Source organism: Longimicrobiaceae bacterium, from assembly GCA_035936415.1.
Taxonomy (GTDB): domain Bacteria; phylum Gemmatimonadota; class Gemmatimonadetes; order Longimicrobiales; family Longimicrobiaceae; genus JAFAYN01.
In genome coordinates, this window is sequence record DASYWD010000318.1 from 1 (window position 1) to 17,226 (window position 17,226).

Here is a 17,226-nt window from a genome sequence, read left to right on the forward strand (position 1 = left end):
CTCGCCGAGCCCCCCGTGGGGGGACCGGGCACGGCCGCGCTCGGCGGGCCCGCGGACGCGGTCGGGCTGCGTCTGCCGCCCGGGAGCGTGGAGGCGCTCCGGGCGCTCGCACGCACGGAAGGCGGGGCGCTGACCATGGTGCTCCTGGCCTGCTTCAAGGCCGTCCTGCACCGGTGCCTGGGCCGCCGCGCCCCGCTGGTCCTCCTCCCGGTGGCCGGGCGCGACGCCCCCGAGACGCGCGAGGCGGTCGGCGACTTCGTCAACCTCCTTCCGCTCCGCGCCGACTGCGCCGGCGACCCGACCTTCCGGGAGCTCTTCCGGCGCGTGCGCGAGCGCACGCTGGAGGCGTACGCCCACCAGGAGCTCCCCTACCTGGAGATGTGGAGGGCCGCGCACCCGGAGTGCGACCCGGACCGGATCGTGGCGCGTCCGGAGGCGGTCTTCAACTACCACAACTCCGTGAGGTCCGCGCCTGCGCTGGGCGACCTCCGGCTCCGGGTGGTGGGGGAGGTGGGCACCGGGATGGCGAGCGACGGGCTCACGCTCAACCTGTGGGACACCCCGGGGGAGGCGCTGACCGGGAGCCTCGTCTACCGCGGCGACCTGTTCGATCCCGACACGATCCGGGAGATGGCGGAGCGCTTCGAAGCGCTGCTCGAGTCGGCGGCCTCCGACCCGGACCGGCGGATCTCCGCGCAGGACCGGTAGAATCCGCTCCGCACGGGGGCGACGCGCAACACGAGACCGCGAGATCACATGCTGACGAGCTACCTGAAGATCGCGCTGCGCAACCTGCGCCAGCACCGGGCCTACTACGCGATCAACCTCCTGGGGCTGACGCTGGGGGTCGCCTCCTTCCTGCTGATCCTCCTCTTCGTCTACCAGGAGCTCAGCTACGATCGCCACCACGAGCGGGCGGACCGGATCTACCGCGTCGCCTCGGAAGCGGTGACGGGGGGGAAGGTGCTCCGCATGGCGACCACCCCGACCCCGGCGGCGCCGCGCCTCCAGGCCGACTTCCCGGAGGTGCAGGAAGCGGCGCGGATCTGGTTCAGCCTCCCGGAGGTGGAGGTGGAGCGCGACGGGGAGCGCTTCTTCGAGAAGCGGGTCTTCTGGGCGGACTCCAGCGCCCTCCGGATCTTCACCTTCCCCTTCGTGCGGGGGAACCCGGCCACGGCGCTCTCGCAGCCCAACTCGCTGGTGCTGACCGAGTCCACCGCCCGGAAGTACTTCGGGAGCGCCGACCCGATCGGGAAGACGCTCACCTTCAACGGCAGGAAGGAGTACCACGTCACCGGCGTGGTAGAGGACGTCCCGCCCAACTCCCACTTCGAGTTCGACTTCCTCGGGTCGTTCTCGTCGCTGAAGATGAGCCAGTCGGAGGAGTGGCTCTCCTTCAACCTCTACACGTACGTCCTCCTCCCGGAGGGCGGCGATCCCCAGGCGCTCCAGGCGAAGCTCCCCGGCTTCGTGGAGAAGTACATCGGCGCCAACCTGCGCGAGTTCGGGATCGCCTACACGCCGTTCCTGCAGCCCCTCACCGACATCCATCTCCACTCCGACCTGGAGTTCGAGATGAAGCCCAACGGCAACGCCGCGTACGTCTACATCTTCTCGGCGCTCGCCCTCCTGGTGCTCCTCATCGCGGGGGTCAACTACACCAACCTGGCCATCGCGCAGTCAGCGCGCCGCGCCAAGGAGGTGGGCGTGCGCAAGGTGCTCGGGGCCGAGCGTCCGCAGCTCGTGCGGCAGTTCCTGGGCGAGTCGCTCCTCCTCGCGCTGATCGCGACGCTCCTCGCGGTGCTCCTGGTGCAGCTCGCCCTCCCCCTCTTCAACTCCATCTCCGGGCTCGCGCTCACGCTGGGCGACCTGGGCGTCCCGGTCCTGGCGGCCGGGCTCCTCGGGACGGTGCTCGTCGTGGGGATCGCCTCCGGGGTGTACCCGGCGCTCTACCTCTCCGGGTTCCAGCCGGTCCGGGTCCTCAAGGGGCGGGCGCCCTCGGGCGCGTCCCACGCCTTCCTGCGGAAGGGGGTGGTCGTCTTCCAGTTCGCCATCGCCGTCTTCCTGATCGTGGGGACGGGAGTCATGGCCGCGCAGCTCTCCTTCATCCAGAACAAGGAGCTGGGCTTCGACAAGGAGCAGGTGGTGGTGGTCCCGCTCCAGGACCCGGCGCTGCTCGGGCGGCACGAGGAGCTCCGGACGGCCCTCCGCCGCGACCCCAACATCGTCGATGCGGCGGCGGCGGACCACTTCCCGGGCGGGCCGAGCAACGTGCTGGGCTACACCCCCGAGGGCTCCACGCAGAGCGAGCCGCAGGCCATCACCTCCTTCGCGGTGGACTTCGGCTACGTGGAGACGCTGGGGATGAAGCTGGCCGGCGGGCGGGCCTTCTCCCGCGAGTTCGGCACGGACCGGGAGGCGGCCGTCGTGATCAACGAGGCGGCGGCCCGCCGGTTCGGGTGGAGCGACCCCGTGGGGAAGCGGATCACCCGGATGGACGAGACCGGCTCGCAGGCGACGGTGGTGGGGGTGGTGGAGGACTTCCACTTCGAGTCGCTGCACCAGCCGGTGCAGCCCATGGTGATGCAGCTCGGAGACACGCTGCAGTACCTGCTCCTCCGAGTTCGGCCGGACGGCGTGCCGGGTGCGCTCGACGCGCTCCGCGAGGTGTGGCGGCGCTTCTCCCCGGGCACCACCCTGGAGTACTCGTTCCTGGACGAGCGCTTCGGTGAGCTGCACCGCGACGACGAGCGGCTGGCGAAGGTTTTCGCCGTCTTCGCCCTCCTGACCATCCTGATCTCCGCCCTGGGGCTCTTCGCGATGGTGTCGTTCAGCACCGAGCAGCGCACCAAGGAGATCGGCGTACGCAAGGTGTTCGGCGCCTCCGCGGCGGACGTCGTGCGCCTGATGCTCCGCGACTTCGTCGTGCTGGTGGTGGTCGCCATCGTGATCGCCTGGCCGCTGTCGTACTACGCGGTCGGGCGCTGGCTCCAGGACTTCGAGTACCGGACGGAGATCCCGCTCTGGATCTTCGCCGCCACGGGGGTCCTGGTGCTGCTCATCGCGTCGCTGACGGTGGCCGCGCGGGCCGCCCGGGCGGCCATGACGAACCCGGTGCGGACGCTCCGCTACGAGTAGCCGGTCCCCCACGGCACACTCCCCTCACACCCGGCCGGGCATGCCCGGCCGGGTGTGCGTCGTGCGCACGGGCGCCGGGGGGAGGTTGTGCCGACCCCTGCACAGCGCCCCTCTCCCGCCGTGCGGAGGCAACAGCGTAAGTCACTGACACCGCGTAGTTTACGCGGTGCGCCCGCCCATCGGGACGAGTGGTACGCACGTTGCCTTATTATCTGTACGAATCACGCCAGATCGAACCGGCCTCCCCGACCGGCTCACCGAGCCGGGCCCGTGCCGGTTTCTGCGTATCTGCCCGTCGGACGTCTCCAGACTCCCCGACGCTCCACCTCCGGCACACGTGGCCGGCGAACACCGGATCCAGCATCCCATGGCCGACAACTCCTCCCCGACCGTGAAGCTCTCCGCCGCCCGCCGTGCGCTCCTCAGGCGCATGCTGGAGGGGGAGGGGGCTCCCGTGGTGGAGGACGGCATCCCCCGCCGTCCGGAGCCGGGCTGGGGAGTCCCCTCCTATGAGCAGGAGCGGCTCTGGTTCCTCGACCAGCTGGAGCCGGGGAGCCCGGCCTACAGCCTCCCCGCGGCGCTGCGCCTGCGCGGCACGCTGGACCGCGAGGCGCTGCGGAGGAGCCTGGAGGCGATCGTCCACAGGCACGAGTCGCTCCGCACCACCTTCTCGGTGGAGGGGGGCGAGCTGCGCCAGCGCATCCATCCGCCCGCCCCGTTCGAGCTCCCCGTGCACGAGGTGGAGGCGGGCCCGGGCGAGCCGGAGCGGCAGGCGTGCATGGAGCGGTGGGCGGCCGAGGAGGCGGGCACCCCGTTCGACCTGGTGGAGGGGCCCCTCTTCCGGGTGAAGCTGCTGCGGCTGGACGCCGGGGACCACCTGCTGCTGGTGACGATGCACCACATCGTCAGCGACGGCTGGTCGGTGGGGATCATGCTCAGGGAGATGCGCGAGCTCTACGCGGCCTTCTGCGAGGGCCGCCCGGCTCCGGCGGGCGCGCTCCCCGTGCAGTACGCCGACTACGCGCACTGGCAGCGCAGCCGCATGTCCGGCGACGTGCTCCAGGAGCAGCTGGACTACTGGACCGGGCAGCTCCGCGGCGCCCCCGCGGCGCTCGAGCTCCCCACGGACCGTCCCCGGCCCGCCGTGCGTGACTTCCGGGGCGCCACGCTTCCCTTCGCGCTGGACGACGAGGTGGGCGCGGCCCTCCGGGAGCTCGCGCGGCGGGAGGGCGCCACCCTCTTCATGGTGCTGCTGGCCGGCTACCAGGCGCTCCTCGCCCGCTACAGCGGCCAGGACGACGTGGTGGTGGGCACTCCCGTCACCAACCGGGCGCGCCCCGAGGTCGAGGAGGTGATCGGCTTCTTCGCCAACACGCTGGTGCTGCGCGCCGAGCTGGGGGACGACCCCTCCTTCCGCACGCTGCTCGCCCGGGTGCGCGAGCGGGCGCTGGGCGCCTTCGCGCACCAGGCGTTCCCGCTCGGGAAGCTGGTGGAGGCGCTCGCGCCGGAGCGGGACCTGGGCCGCAACCCGCTCTTCCAGGCGATGTTCGCGCTGCAGAACACGCCCGCCGAGCGCTTCCGCCTCGCCGGGCTGGAGATGGAGATGGTGCGGACCCGGGGCCAGGCCTCCAGGTTCGACCTCACCCTCCTGGTGAGGGAGCGCGGGGAGCGGCTGGAGGGGATGGCCGAGTACAGCACCGAGCTCTTCGAGCCCGCCACCGTGGAGCGCTTCCTCGCGCACTTCGGCGAGCTGCTGCGGCACGCCGCCGCCTCTCCGGACACGCCGCTGTCCCGGCTTCCGCTGCTGGCCCCGGCCGAGCGCGAAGAGGTGCTGGCCGGGTTCGGGCGGGGCGCCGACGCGCCGGCCGAGGCGGGGGTGGTACACGAGCTGTTCGAGGAGCAGGCGGCGCGCACGCCGGCCGCGGTGGCCGTGCGCTGGAAGGGGGAGAGCGTCACGTACGCGGAGCTGGACCGGCGGGCGAACCAGCTGGCGCACGCGCTCCGCGGGCGCGGCGCGGGCCCGGAGGAGCGGGTGGGGGTGTGTCTGAGCCGGAGCCCGCAGATGCTGGTGGCGCTGCTGGGGGTGCTCAAGTCCGGGGCCGCCTACGTGCCCATCGACGCGGGCCTGCCTGCCGAGCGCATCGGGCACATGCTGGCCGACGCCTCCGTGCGCCTGGTGGTGAGCGAGAGCGCCCTGGCCGAGCGCATCCCGGCCGGCGCGGCCGAGCTGCTGGTGCTGGACGGGGAGCGGGAGGCGCTCGCGCGCGAGCCGGAGACGGCGCCGCGGAGCGGCGTGCTGCCGGGACACCTCTCGCACGTGATCTTCACCTCCGGCTCGACGGGCCGGCCCAAGGGAGTGGCGATCCAGCACCGGGGGACGGCGCTCTTCCTGCGCTGGCTGCGCGAGGTGGTGCCCGCGCAGGAGTGGGCGTGCGTGCTGGGGGCGACCTCGATCAGCTTCGACGTCTCCGTGGCCGAGCTCTTCGGCACCCTCTGCTCGGGCGGGCGCCTGGTGCTGGTGGAGAACGCGCTGGAGCTGGCCGAGGTGCCGGCTTCGGAGGGCGTACGCCTGGTGGTGATGGTCCCCACGGCGGCGGCGGAGCTGCTGCGCATGGGCGCGATCCCGGAGAGCGTGCGCGCCTTCAACCTGGCGGGCGAGGCGCTGAGCGCGGAGCTGGCCGGGGCGCTCCACGCGCTGGAGCACGTGCGCAGCGTGCGCAACCTGTACGGGCCCACGGAGGACACCACGTACTCCACCTTCTGCGAGGTGGAGCGTGGGGCGCAGCGGGTGCACATCGGGCGGCCGATCGCCGGGAGCCGGGCCTACGTGCTGGACGCGCACCTGGAGCCGCTGCCGGTGGGGGTGCCGGGCGAGCTGTACCTGGCCGGCGAGGGGCTGGCGCGCGGCTACGCGGGGCGCCCGGAGCTGACGGCCGAGCGATTCGTGCCGGAGCCGCACGGCCCCGCGGGGGCGCGGATGTACCGGACGATGGACCGGGCGCGGTGGCTGGCCTCGGGGGAGCTGGAGTACCTGGGGCGCACGGACGCGCAGGTGAAGGTGCGCGGCTTCCGCGTGGAGCTGGGCGAGATCGAGATCGCCCTGGAGCGGCACGCGTCCGTGCACGAGGCCGTGGTCCTGCTGCGCGAGGACGCGCCCGGGGAGCGGCGCCTGGTGGCCTACGTGGTCCCGGACGGCGCGGCGCCGACGCCGGCCGAGCTGCGCGAGCACCTGCGGGAGCAGCTGCCGGAGTACATGGTCCCGGGCGCGTTCGTGCTGCTGGAGGCGCTGCCGCTGACGACGAGCGGGAAGATCGACCGCAAGGCGCTGCCCGCGCCGGAGGGGGCGGAGTCGGCGGAAGCCGGGTACGTGGCGCCGCGCACGCCCACGGAGGAGGTGCTGGCGGGGATCTGGGGCGACGTGCTGGGCGTCGAGCGCGTGGGGGTGGAGGAGAGCTTCTTCGAGCTCGGCGGACACTCCCTGCTGGCCACGCGGGTGGCCTCGCGGGTGCGCGAGGCGTTCGGGGTGGAGCTGCCGCTCCGTGCGCTCTTCGAGGCGCCGACGGTGGCGCGGCTGGTCGAGCGGGTGGATGCGCTGCTGCGCGCGGGGGCGGGCGTGGGCGCGCCGCCGCTGGTGGCGGTCGGGCGCGGGGGAGCGCTGCCGCTCTCCTTCGCGCAGCAGCGGCTGTGGTTCATCGACCAGCTGGAACCGGGGAGCGCGACGTACAACATCCCGCAGGCGCTGCGCCTGCGCGGCGCACTGGAGGTGGAGCTGCTGGAGCGTGCGCTCACCGAGGTGGTGCGCCGCCACGAGTCGCTTCGCACCACCTTCTCCACGATCGATGGCCAGCTGGGGCAGGTGGTCCATCCCCCGGCGCCGGTGGCGATCCGGGTGACCGACCTGCGGCACCTGCCCGGGGCGGAACGGGAGGAGCGCGTCCGTCAGCTGGCCGCGGAGGACGCACTGCGGCCCTTCGACCTGGCCGCGGGCCCGCTCTTCCGGACCGCGCTGCTGCGCCTGGACGAGGAGGAGTGGGCGCTGCTCCTGAGCATGCACCACATCGTCAGCGACGGGTGGAGCATGGGCGTGCTGGTGCGGGAGATCTCGGCGCTGTACTCCGCCTTCTCCCGCGGCGAGCCGTCGTCGCTCGCCCCACTCCCGGTGCAGTACGCCGACTACGCCGTCTGGCAGCGGCAGTGGCTCTCGGGCGAGACCCTGGAGGCGCAGCTGGGCTACTGGCGCGAGCGGCTCGCGGGAGCGCCCGCGCTCCTGGAGCTGCCGACCGACCGCCCCCGTCCGGCCGTGCAGAGCTTCCGCGGTGCCGTGCGGGAGGTGAGCCTCCCCGCGGAGCTCTTCGCGGAGGTGCGGCGCCTGGCGCGCGCAGAGGCGGCCAGCCCTTACATGGTGCTGCTCGCCGCCTTCCAGCTGCTCCTTTCGCGCCACAGCGGGCAGGACGACGTGGTGGTGGGGAGCCCCATCGCGGGGCGCACGCGCGCGGAGGTCGAGCCCCTGATCGGGCTCTTCATGAACACGCTCGTCCTGCGAACCGCGGTATCCGCGGGGGCCTCCTTCCGGGAGCTGCTCTCCACCGTCCGGGAGGCGACCCTCGGCGCGTACGCGCACCAGGAGCTCCCCTTCGAGAGGCTGGTGGAGGAGCTGCAGCCGGAGCGGGACCTCAGCCGGAACCCCCTCTTCCAGGTCGTCTTCGCCCTGCAGAACCTGCCGGGGGAGCATCTCCGTCTTCCCGGCCTCGAGGGGCATCCGCTCCCCGGCGTGGGCGGGGGTGCGAAGTTCGACCTGAGCCTCTACCTCCGCGAGACGGAGGGGCGGCTGGAGGGCACGGCGGAATACGGCACCGATCTCTTCGACGCCGCCACCATCGAGCGGCTGCTGGGCCACTACGGCGAGCTCCTGCGGGGCGTCCTGGCCGATCCCGGCGCCCCGGCCGGAGAGGTGGCGCTCCTCCCCGCCGGGGAGCGCGCTCAGGTGCTGGAGGGCTTCAACGACACCGCGCGCTCCTACCCGCGGGAGAGCTGCGTCCACCAGCTCTTCGAGGCGCAGGCGGCGCGCACCCCCGACGCGGTGGCGCTCGTCTGCGGCGACGAGCGGCTGCGCTACGCCGAGCTCGAGCGCCGCGCCAACCGGCTCGCCCACCGCCTGCGCGCGCTGGGCGTCGGGCCGGAGGTACGGGTCGGGATCTGCGTGGAGCGCTCGGTGGAGATGGTGGTGGGCCTCCTGGGGATCCTCAAGGCCGGGGGCGCCTACCTCCCGCTGGACCCGGAGTACCCCGCGCCCCGCCTGGCCTTCATGGCCCGCGACGCCGGGATCCGGGTGCTGGTCACGCAGGACCGGCTCCGGGGCCTCCTCCCCGGAGAGCACGCGGAGGTGTGCCTGGACGCCCGGCCGGACGCCGCGCTCCACCCGGACACCGCGCCTTCCAGCGGGGTGGCGCCGGAGAACGTGGCGTACGTGATCTACACCTCCGGGTCCACCGGCACCCCCAAGGGGGTGATGGTCCCCCACCGGACCGTCGCGAACTTCTTCGCGGCCATGGACGGGAGCATCGGCGAGGCGCGCGGGACCTGGCTGGCGGTGACCAGCATCTCCTTCGACATCTCCGTCCTGGAGCTCTTCTGGACGCTCGCCCGCGGCTTCACCGTGGTGGTGCAGCGGCCCCAGCCGGCGGTCCCGGCCGGGGAAGCCGCGGCGCGGGAGGCGGCTCCCGCCCGCCCGGTCGCCTTCGGCCTCTTCTACTTCGGCACCGCCGAGGACGAGCCCGAGACCCGGCGGGACCAGTACCGCCTGGTGATGGAGAGCGCCCGGTTCGCGGACGAGCACGGCTTCTCCGCGGTGTGGACCCCGGAGCGCCACTTCCACCAGTTCGGCGGCCTCTACCCCAACCCCTCCGTCATGGCGGGCGCGCTGGCGGCCATCACCAGCCGGGTGGGGATCCGCGCGGGGAGCGTCGTCCTCCCGCTGCACAGCTCCATCCGCGTCGCGGAGGAGTGGGCGCTGGTGGACAACCTCTCCGGCGGGCGGGTGGGGGTCTCCTTCGCCTCCGGGTGGCACGCCGACGACTTCGTCCTCCACCCGGACCGCTACGCGGACCGGAAGGAGGTGATGTTCCGCGAGATGGAGACCGTCCGCGCGCTCTGGCGCGGCGAGTCGGTCCGGGCCCCGGGCGGGACGGGGCGGGAGGTGGAGGTCGTCACGCGCCCCCGGCCGCTGCAGCCGGAGCTCCCGGTGTGGGTCACGGCGGCGGCGAGCCCGGAGACCTTCGAGCGCGCGGGCGCCATCGGGGCGCACGTGCTCACCCACCTCCTGGGTCAGGAGCTGGAGGACGTCGAGCGGAACGTGGAGGTGTACCGCCGTGCCCGCCGGGAGAACGGCCACGACCCGGAGGCGGGGATCGTCACCGTCATGCTGCACACCTTCGTCGGGGAGGACATGGACGAGGTGCGGGAGCGGGTGCGCCGCCCCTTCTGCGCGTACCTGAAGAGCTCCCTGGGGCTCCTCCAGCAGCTCGTCCGCTCGGTTTACCCGGAGGTGGACGTCGCCACGCTCCCCGAGGAGGACCTGGACACCCTCCTGGAGGCGGGCTTCGAGCGCTTCCTGCACGGGAAGAGCCTGATCGGGACCCCGGACGCCTGCCTCGCCACCGTGGAGCGGCTGAGCCGGATCGGGGTGGACGAGGTGGCCTGCCTCGTCGACTTCGGCGTGGACACGGACACGGTCCTGGACAGCCTGCGGCACCTGGACACCGTCCGCGAGCGGGCGCAGGCGGCCCCGCGTCCCCGCCCGGCCGCGGCCGAGGAGGAGCCGTTCGCCGCGCAGGTGCGCCGGCACGGCGTCACGCACCTGCAGTGCACCCCGTCGCTGGCGCAGATGCTGGCCTCCGACGCGGAGTCGCGCGAAGCGCTCGGCTCCCTGCGGCACCTGCTCGTGGGCGGCGAGGCGCTCCCCGTCTCCCTGGCGCGCCAGCTCACGGAGCTCGGCTCGCTGGAGCTGCACAACATGTACGGGCCCACCGAGACCACCGTGTGGTCCGCCACCCACCGGGTGCGCGAGGTGGGGGCGTCGGTGCCGATCGGCACGCCCGTCGCCAACACCCGCGTCTACGTCGTGGACCCCGGCCTCGCCCCCGCTCCCATCGGGGTCCCGGGCGAGCTGCTGATCGGCGGAGACGGGGTCACGCGCGGCTACCTGGGCCGCCCGGAGCTCACGGCGGATCGCTTCCTCCCCGACCCCTTCGCGGGCGAGGCGGGGGCGCGGATGTACCGCACCGGCGACCGGGCGCGCTGGCGGGCGGACGGCACCCTGGAGTTCCTGGGGCGGACCGACCAGCAGGTGAAGGTCCGCGGGCACCGGGTGGAGCCGGGCGAGATCGAGGCGGTCCTGCGGGAGCACCCGGGTGTGGCCGAGGCGGTGGTGAGCACGCGCCCGGACGCCACGGGGAGCGCCATCCTGGTGGCCTACGTGGTCGCCGAGGGCGCGGCGCCCGCCGTGGACGCGCTGCGCGAGCGGGTGCGGGAGCGGCTTCCCCGGCACATGGAGCCCTCCGCCTTCGTCTTCCTCGCGGCGCTGCCTCTCACGCCGAACGGGAAGGTGGACCGGCGCGCGCTCCCCGACCCGGAGCCCGGCGCGGCGACGGAGGACGCGGACTACGTGGCGCCGCGGAGCGTCCTGGAGGAGCGCCTGGCGGGCCTCTGGGCGGAGCTGCTGGGGGCGCGGCGCGTGGGGATCCACGACGACTTCTTCCACCTGGGGGGCCACTCCATCCTGGCGACCCAGCTCGTGGGCCGGGTGAGCGCCGAGCTGGGGGTCCGTGTCCCGCTCCGTGTCCTCTACACCGCGCCGACGCTGGCGAAGCTGGCCGCGGAGGTGGAGGTGCTTCGCGGCGGGCGGGGAGCCCCCGCGCCCCCGCCGCTGGTGCCGGTGGAGCGGACCGGGCCGCTCCCGCTCTCCCTCTCCCAGCAGAGGCTCTGGTTCCTGTACCAGATGGCGCCCCTGAGCCCCGCGTACAACGACCTGGAGGGGCTGCGCATCCGCGGCGAGCTGGACGTGGCCGCGCTGCAGCGGGCGTTCGCCGAGATCGTGCGCCGCCACGAGATGCTGCGCACCGCCTTCGGGATGCGCGACGGGATGGCCGCCCAACTCGTGGCGCCCTCGCTCCCGGCCTCCCTCCCGTTCGCCGACCTGAGCGCCGTCCCGGAGAACCGCCGCAACGCGGAGCTGGAGCGGCTCGCCCGGACGGTGGTGCAGCGCCCCTTCGCGCTGGAGCAGCTCCCGCTCTTCCGGGTGGTCCTCGCCCGGCTCGCGGAGCGGGAGCACGTGCTGGTCCTCTCGGTGCACCACATCGTCTGGGACGGGTGGTCGCTGGGCGTCTTCGCCGACGAGATGAACCGCCTCTACGCCGCCTACTCCCGCGGAGAGCCCTCGCCGCTGGCGCCCCTGGCGGTGCAGTACGCCGACTTCGCCCACTGGCAGCGCGAGTGGCTGCAGGGGGAGGCGCTGGAGGCCCACCAGGGATACTGGAGGGAGAAGCTGGCCGGCGCGCCCACGCTGGCGCTCCCCACCGACCATCCGCGCCCCGCGGAGCCGTCCGGCCGCGGCGGGCGGGAAGACCTGCGGATCCCCGCGGCGCTGGCGGAGGGGGTGCGCGCGCTGAGCCGGTCGGAGGAGGCGACGCTGTACACCACCCTCCTGGCGCTCTTCCAGGTGGTGCTGGCACACCACTCCGGGCAGGACGACGTGGTGGTCGGCACCGACGTGGCCGGACGCCACCCGGTGGAGACGGAGCCGATGATCGGCTTCTTCATCAACCAGCTCGTGCTGCGCACCCGGCTGGCCGGGAACCCCACCTTCCGCGACCTCCTGGGGCGGGTGCGGGAAACGGTGCTGGAGGCGTTCGACCACCAGGACCTCCCCTTCGACCGGGTGGTGAGTGCGGTCGTCCCGGACCGGGAGGGGCGGGGCGCGCCGCTCTTCCAGGCCAAGTTCGTCCTGCAGAACGTCCGCCTCCCCGACCTGGGGGTGTCCGGGCTGAGCCTGGAGGGCGTCCCCTTCCGGCGGGGGACGGCGAAGTTCGACCTGCTGCTGAACGTCATGGAGCGCGGCGACCTGATCACCGGCTCGCTGGAGTACGACGCGGACCTGTTCGAGCGTGCCACCGTCCGGCGCCTGCTGGAGCACTACCTCCGCCTGCTGGAGGCCGTGGTGGAGCGGCCCGAGGTGCGCCTGGCGGAGCTCTTCGCGGCGCTCGCGGAGGCGGAGCGGCTGCAGGAGCAGCGCGCCCGGGACGAGCGCAGCACCGCCAATCTCGGCCGGCTCAAGGGGATCGTACGCAGGACCGTTACCTCAAACACGGAAGGCGACTGAATCATGGAGACCACGAATCCGGGAGCGCCCGGCCTGAAGTCGATCGGCGCGATCAAGCGCCGCACCGCCGTAGCCAGCGAGGAGAGCGTCACCCGCTCCCACCCCATGTTCCCCGACGGGGGAGTCCCCCTGGTGGTGGAGCCCGCCGCCGACGACGTGGACCTGGTGAGCTGGGCGCGCGCGGAGGCGAAGCGCCTCGACGCGCAGCTCCTCGAGCACGGGGGGATCCTGTTCCGCGGCTTCCGGATGGAGACCCCGGACGACTTCGAGCGGTTCATCGCCGCGGTTTCCGGGGAGCTTCTGGAGTACCGGGAGCGGTCGTCGCCGCGCAGCCAGGTGAGCGGGAACGTCTACACCTCCACCGAGCACCCGGCCAGCCAGCCGATCTTCCTGCACAACGAGAACTCGTACCAGCACACCTGGCCCCGGAAGATCTTCTTCATGTGCGACGTCGAGCCCCAGGAGGGCGGCGAGACCCCCCTGGCGGACACCCGCAGGGTGGGGAAGCGGCTCCCCGAGGAGATCCGCCGCCGCTTCGCCGAGAAGGGGGTGATGTACGTGCGCAACTACGGCGGCGGCGTGGGCCTGAGCTGGCAGAACGTCTTCCAGACCGAGGACCCGCGCGAGGTGGAGGCGTACTGCGAGGGCGCCGGGCTCCAGCCGGAGTGGAAGGACGGCGACCGCCTGCGGACGCGCGCCGTGCGCCCCGCCTTCGTCCGCCACCCCGTCACGGGCGAGGAGCTCTGGTTCAACCACGCCGTGTTCTTCCACGTGACCACCCTGGAGCCCACGGTGCGCGAGGCGCTCCTGGCCTCGTTCGCCGAGGAGGACCTCCCCGGCAACACCTACTACGGCGACGGGACCCCCATCGAGCCGGAGGTGATGGACGCCCTCCGCGCCATCTACGACGAGGAGACGGTCGTCTTCCCCTGGCGCAGGGGGGACGTGCTGATGCTCGACAACATGACGGTCGCGCACGGCCGGAGCCCCTTCCGCGGCCCCCGGAGGATCCTGGCCGGAATGTCCGAGCCGGTCAGCCGCGACCAGGTCTGAGAAAAGCGTTCCCGAACCGCACCGCAACCGCATGCTTTCCGTCGATTCCACCTGCTCCTCCTCGACCCTCGTCGAGCTCCTCCGGCACCGGGCCGACACCCGGCCGGACGGCTGGGCGTACACCTTCCTCGGCGACGCCGAGGGCGAAGAGACCCGGCTGACCTACGGTGAGCTGGATGCACGGGCGCGCGGCATCGCCGCGCGCCTGCAGGCCGGCGGCGCGCGGGACCGGTGCGTCCTCCTCCTCTACCCCCCGGGGCTGGAGTTCATCGCGGCCTACTTCGGCTGCCTGTACGCGGGGGCCGTCGCGGTCCCCGCGTACCCGCCGCGGCAGAACCGCTCGCTCGGCCGGCTGCAGGCCATCGCCGCCGACGCGCGGGCGGCCGCGGTCCTCACCACCTCCGGGATGCTCGCCTCGCTCGCGGCGCACCGGGAGAGCCTCCCCGGCGCCGGGGCCATGGCCTGGATCGCCACCGACGAGGTCCCGGCCGAGCTGGCGGCGGAGTGGGCCGATCCCGGGGTGACGGAGGACACCCTCGCCTTCCTGCAGTACAGCTCCGGCTCCACCTCCACCCCCAAGGGGGTCCGGGTGACGCACCGGAACCTGCTCTACAACGAGCGGATGATCCGGGAAGCGTTCGGGCACACCCCGGAGTGGGTGGAGCGCGGGCTCACCATCATGGGGTGGCTCCCGTTCTACCACGACATGGGGCTGATCGGGAACGTCCTGCACCCGCTCTACCTGGGCGCGCCGTGCGTGCTGATGTCCCCGGTGTCGTTCCTCAAGCGCCCGGTCCGCTGGCTGGAGACCATCTCCCGCTTCGGAGCGCACACCAGCGGGGGCCCCAACTTCGCCTACGACCTGTGCGTCCAGCGGACCACGCCGGAGGAGCGCGCCGGGCTCGACCTCGGCACCTGGACGCTCGCCTTCAACGGCGCGGAGCCCATCTCCTCCGCCACCCTGGACCGCTTCGCGGAGGCGTTCGCTCCCGCGGGGTTCCGCAGGGAGGCGTTCTTCCCCTGCTACGGGCTGGCGGAGGCGACCCTCATCGTCACCGGGAGCCGGAAGTCCGCCCCGCCGACCATCCGCTCCTTCGACCCGGACGCGCTGGCGCGGGACCGGGCGGTGGAGGCGGAAGGGGGGAGGCCGCTGGTGGGGTGCGGCCGCACCCTCCTGGAGCAGCGCATCGCCGTCGCCCGTCCCGACACCCTGGGCGAGTGCGCCGAGGGGGAGGTAGGCGAGATCCTGGTGAGCGGCCCCCACGTGGCCGACGGCTACTGGAACGCGCCGGAGGCCACCGCGGAGACGTTCGGCGCGTACCTGGCCGGCTCCGGCGAGGGGCCGTTCCTGCGCACCGGCGACCTGGGCTTCGTGCGCGACGGCGAGCTCTTCGTCACCGGCCGCCTAAAGGACCTGGTCATCGTCCGCGGCCGCAACTACTACCCGCACGACCTGGAGCGCACCGCCGAGGCCGCGCACCCCGCGCTGCACGCGGGGTGCAGCGCCGCCTTCGCGCTCCCCGCGGAGGGAGACGCGGCGGCGGAGCGGCTGGTGCTGGTGATGGAGCTGCGGCGCGAGGCGCTCCACCGGCTGGACGAGGCCCGCGTGGCGGAGGTGGTGGACGCGGTGCGCCGCGCCGTCTCCGAGGAGCACGAGCTGCAGTGCCACGCCGTGGTCCTGGTCCGCCCCCTCTCCGTCCCCAAGACCTCCAGCGGCAAGATCCAGCGGTACGCCTGCCGCAACGGCTTCCTGGAGGGGACTCTGAACGAGGTGGGACGGAGCGTCCTGGCCGCCCCGGACGGGGAGGCGGAGGGCGCGGCGGAGCCCGTCCTGGACCGGGCTGCGCTCCTCTGCGCGCCGCCGGAGGAGCGCGTCGGGCTGCTGGAGGGCTTCCTGCGCGCCGCCGCGGCGCGCGTCCTCCGCGTGCCGGCCGCGGAGCTGGAGCCGGACCGGCCGATGGGCGCCCTGGGGCTGGACTCGCTCGGCGCGGTGGAGCTGCGCCACGTCATCGAGAGCCGCCTGGAGGTGCGCCTGGACGACGCCTTCCTCCTGGAGGGGCCGACCCTCGCCGGGATCGCGCGGGAGGTGGCGGCCCGCCTCGACGACGAGGCCGCCGAGCCCCTTCCGGCCGCCCCCGCGGGGAGCACGCACCCGCTGTCGCACGGGCAGCGCGCCCTCTGGTTCCTGAACCGGCTGGACCCGGGGAGCGCGGCCTACAACCTCGGACGCGCGCTGCGCCTGCGCGGCGAGGTGGACCTCCCGGCGCTCCGGCGCGCCTGGGACGCCCTGGCCGAGCGCCACCCGGCGCTCCGCACCGCGTACTCCGCGGAGGGAGGCGACCCCGTGCAGACGATCCTCCCCGCGGCGGGGGCGGACTTCGCCGCGGTCGACGCCTCCGCCTGGAGCGAGGCGGAGCTCGGCGAGCGCCTGGCGGAGGAGGCGGACCGCCCCTTCGACCTCGGGGAAGGACGGCCGCTGCGCGTGCGGGTGTTCTCCCGCTCCGCGGACGAGGCGGTGATGCTGGTGGCGGTCCACCACGTCGCCGTCGACTTCTGGTCGCTCGAGGTGGTGCTGGACGAGCTCCGCACGCTGTACGCGGCGGAGCGCGCGGGCGCCCCGGCCGCCCTCCCGGAGCCGCGGGCGCGGTACACCGACTTCGTGCACCGCGAGGCCGCCCGCGTCCGGGAGGGAGCGGAGGACGAGGCGTACTGGGTCGGGGAGCTGGCGGGCGCGCCCGAGGTGCTGGAGCTGTCTCCCGCCCCGTTCCGCCCGCCGGTGCAGGCGCACCGCGGCGCCTCGCACACCTTCCACGTCCCGGCGGAGCTGGCGGACCGGCTGGCGGCGGTGGGGCGGGAGCGGGGCGCGACGCGCTTCGCGGTCCTCCTGGCCGCCTTCCAGGCGCTCCTGCACCGGTACACGGGGCAGGAGGAGGTCCTGGTGGGGACGCCCGCGGCCAACCGGGTGCACGCGGACCTCGCGGACGTGGTGGGCTACTTCGTGAACCCCGTCGTCCTGCGCGGCCGGTTCGACGCGGAGACCACCTGCGAGCAGGGGATCGCGCGGGCCCGGGACGCGGTGGTCGGAGCGCTGACGCACCAGGGCTTCCCGTTCCCGCTCCTGGTGGAGCGCCTGGGCGTGGAGCGCGACCCCAGCCGGTCGCCGCTCTTCCAGGCGATGTTCGTGCTGCACCGGGCGGTCCGGCTGGGCGACGCCGCCTCCTTCCTCCTGGGGGAGGAGGGCGCCTCCATGGACTTCGGCGGCCTCCGCGCCGGGTCGCTCCCGCTCCCGCGGCGGGCGGCGCAGTTCGACCTCACCCTCGCCATGGCGGAGACCGCGGACGGCCTCCTCGCCTCCGTGGAGTACGACGCCGACCTCTTCGAGGCGGAGTGGGTGGAGCGGTTCGGGGAGCGGCTGGTGCGGGTGCTGGAAGCGTTCGCCTCCGCGCCGGAGCAGCCGGTGGGCGCCGTGGCCCTGCTCGCCCCGGAGGAGCGGCGCCACCTCCTGGAGCGCGTGGCCCAGGACGGGCCCGCCCCGGAGCTCTCGCACGCGCTGCTGCACCGCTTCTTCGAGGCCCAGGCGCGCCGCACCCCCGCGGCCACGGCCCTGGTCTGCGGAGGGCGCACGCTGAGCTACTCCGAGCTGGACGTTCTGGCCGAGC

General features: G+C 73.9%; 5 protein-coding genes. All 5 read left to right on the forward strand.

Annotated features, from left to right (window positions below; translation table 11 throughout):
• A partial coding sequence (locus VGR37_13075; protein ID HEV2148330.1) for a condensation domain-containing protein occupies window positions 1-708 on the forward strand: 708 nt, incomplete at its 5' end.
• A 48-nt stretch (window positions 709-756) separates the two neighbouring features.
• On the forward strand, window positions 757-3,138 hold the full coding sequence (locus VGR37_13080) for an ABC transporter permease (protein ID HEV2148331.1): 2,382 nt from the start codon (window positions 757-759) through the stop codon (window positions 3,136-3,138).
• Between the two features lie 367 nt (window positions 3,139-3,505).
• Window positions 3,506-12,514, forward strand: a complete 9,009-nt coding sequence (locus VGR37_13085; GenBank protein HEV2148332.1) for an amino acid adenylation domain-containing protein — start codon at window positions 3,506-3,508, stop codon at window positions 12,512-12,514.
• Window positions 12,515-12,517: 3 nt separating this feature from the next.
• The gene (locus tag VGR37_13090) at window positions 12,518-13,567 is read left to right on the forward strand and encodes a TauD/TfdA family dioxygenase (GenBank protein HEV2148333.1); all 1,050 of its coding nucleotides are present in this window, start codon (window positions 12,518-12,520) and stop codon (window positions 13,565-13,567) included.
• 31 nt (window positions 13,568-13,598) lie between these two features.
• Window positions 13,599-17,226 (forward strand): condensation domain-containing protein (locus VGR37_13095; GenBank protein ID HEV2148334.1); only part of this gene is annotated, 3,628 nt, incomplete at its 3' end.

What these genes read in the sequence shown, in the direction of transcription:
- VGR37_13085 (HEV2148332.1), top strand. Translation starts at nt 3,506, where the DNA reads ATGGCCGACAACTCCTCCCCGACCGTGAAGCTCTCCGCCGCCCGCCGT.
- VGR37_13080 (HEV2148331.1), top strand. Translation starts at nt 757, where the DNA reads ATGCTGACGAGCTACCTGAAGATCGCGCTGCGCAACCTGCGCCAGCAC.
- VGR37_13090 (HEV2148333.1), top strand. Translation starts at nt 12,518, where the DNA reads ATGGAGACCACGAATCCGGGAGCGCCCGGCCTGAAGTCGATCGGCGCG.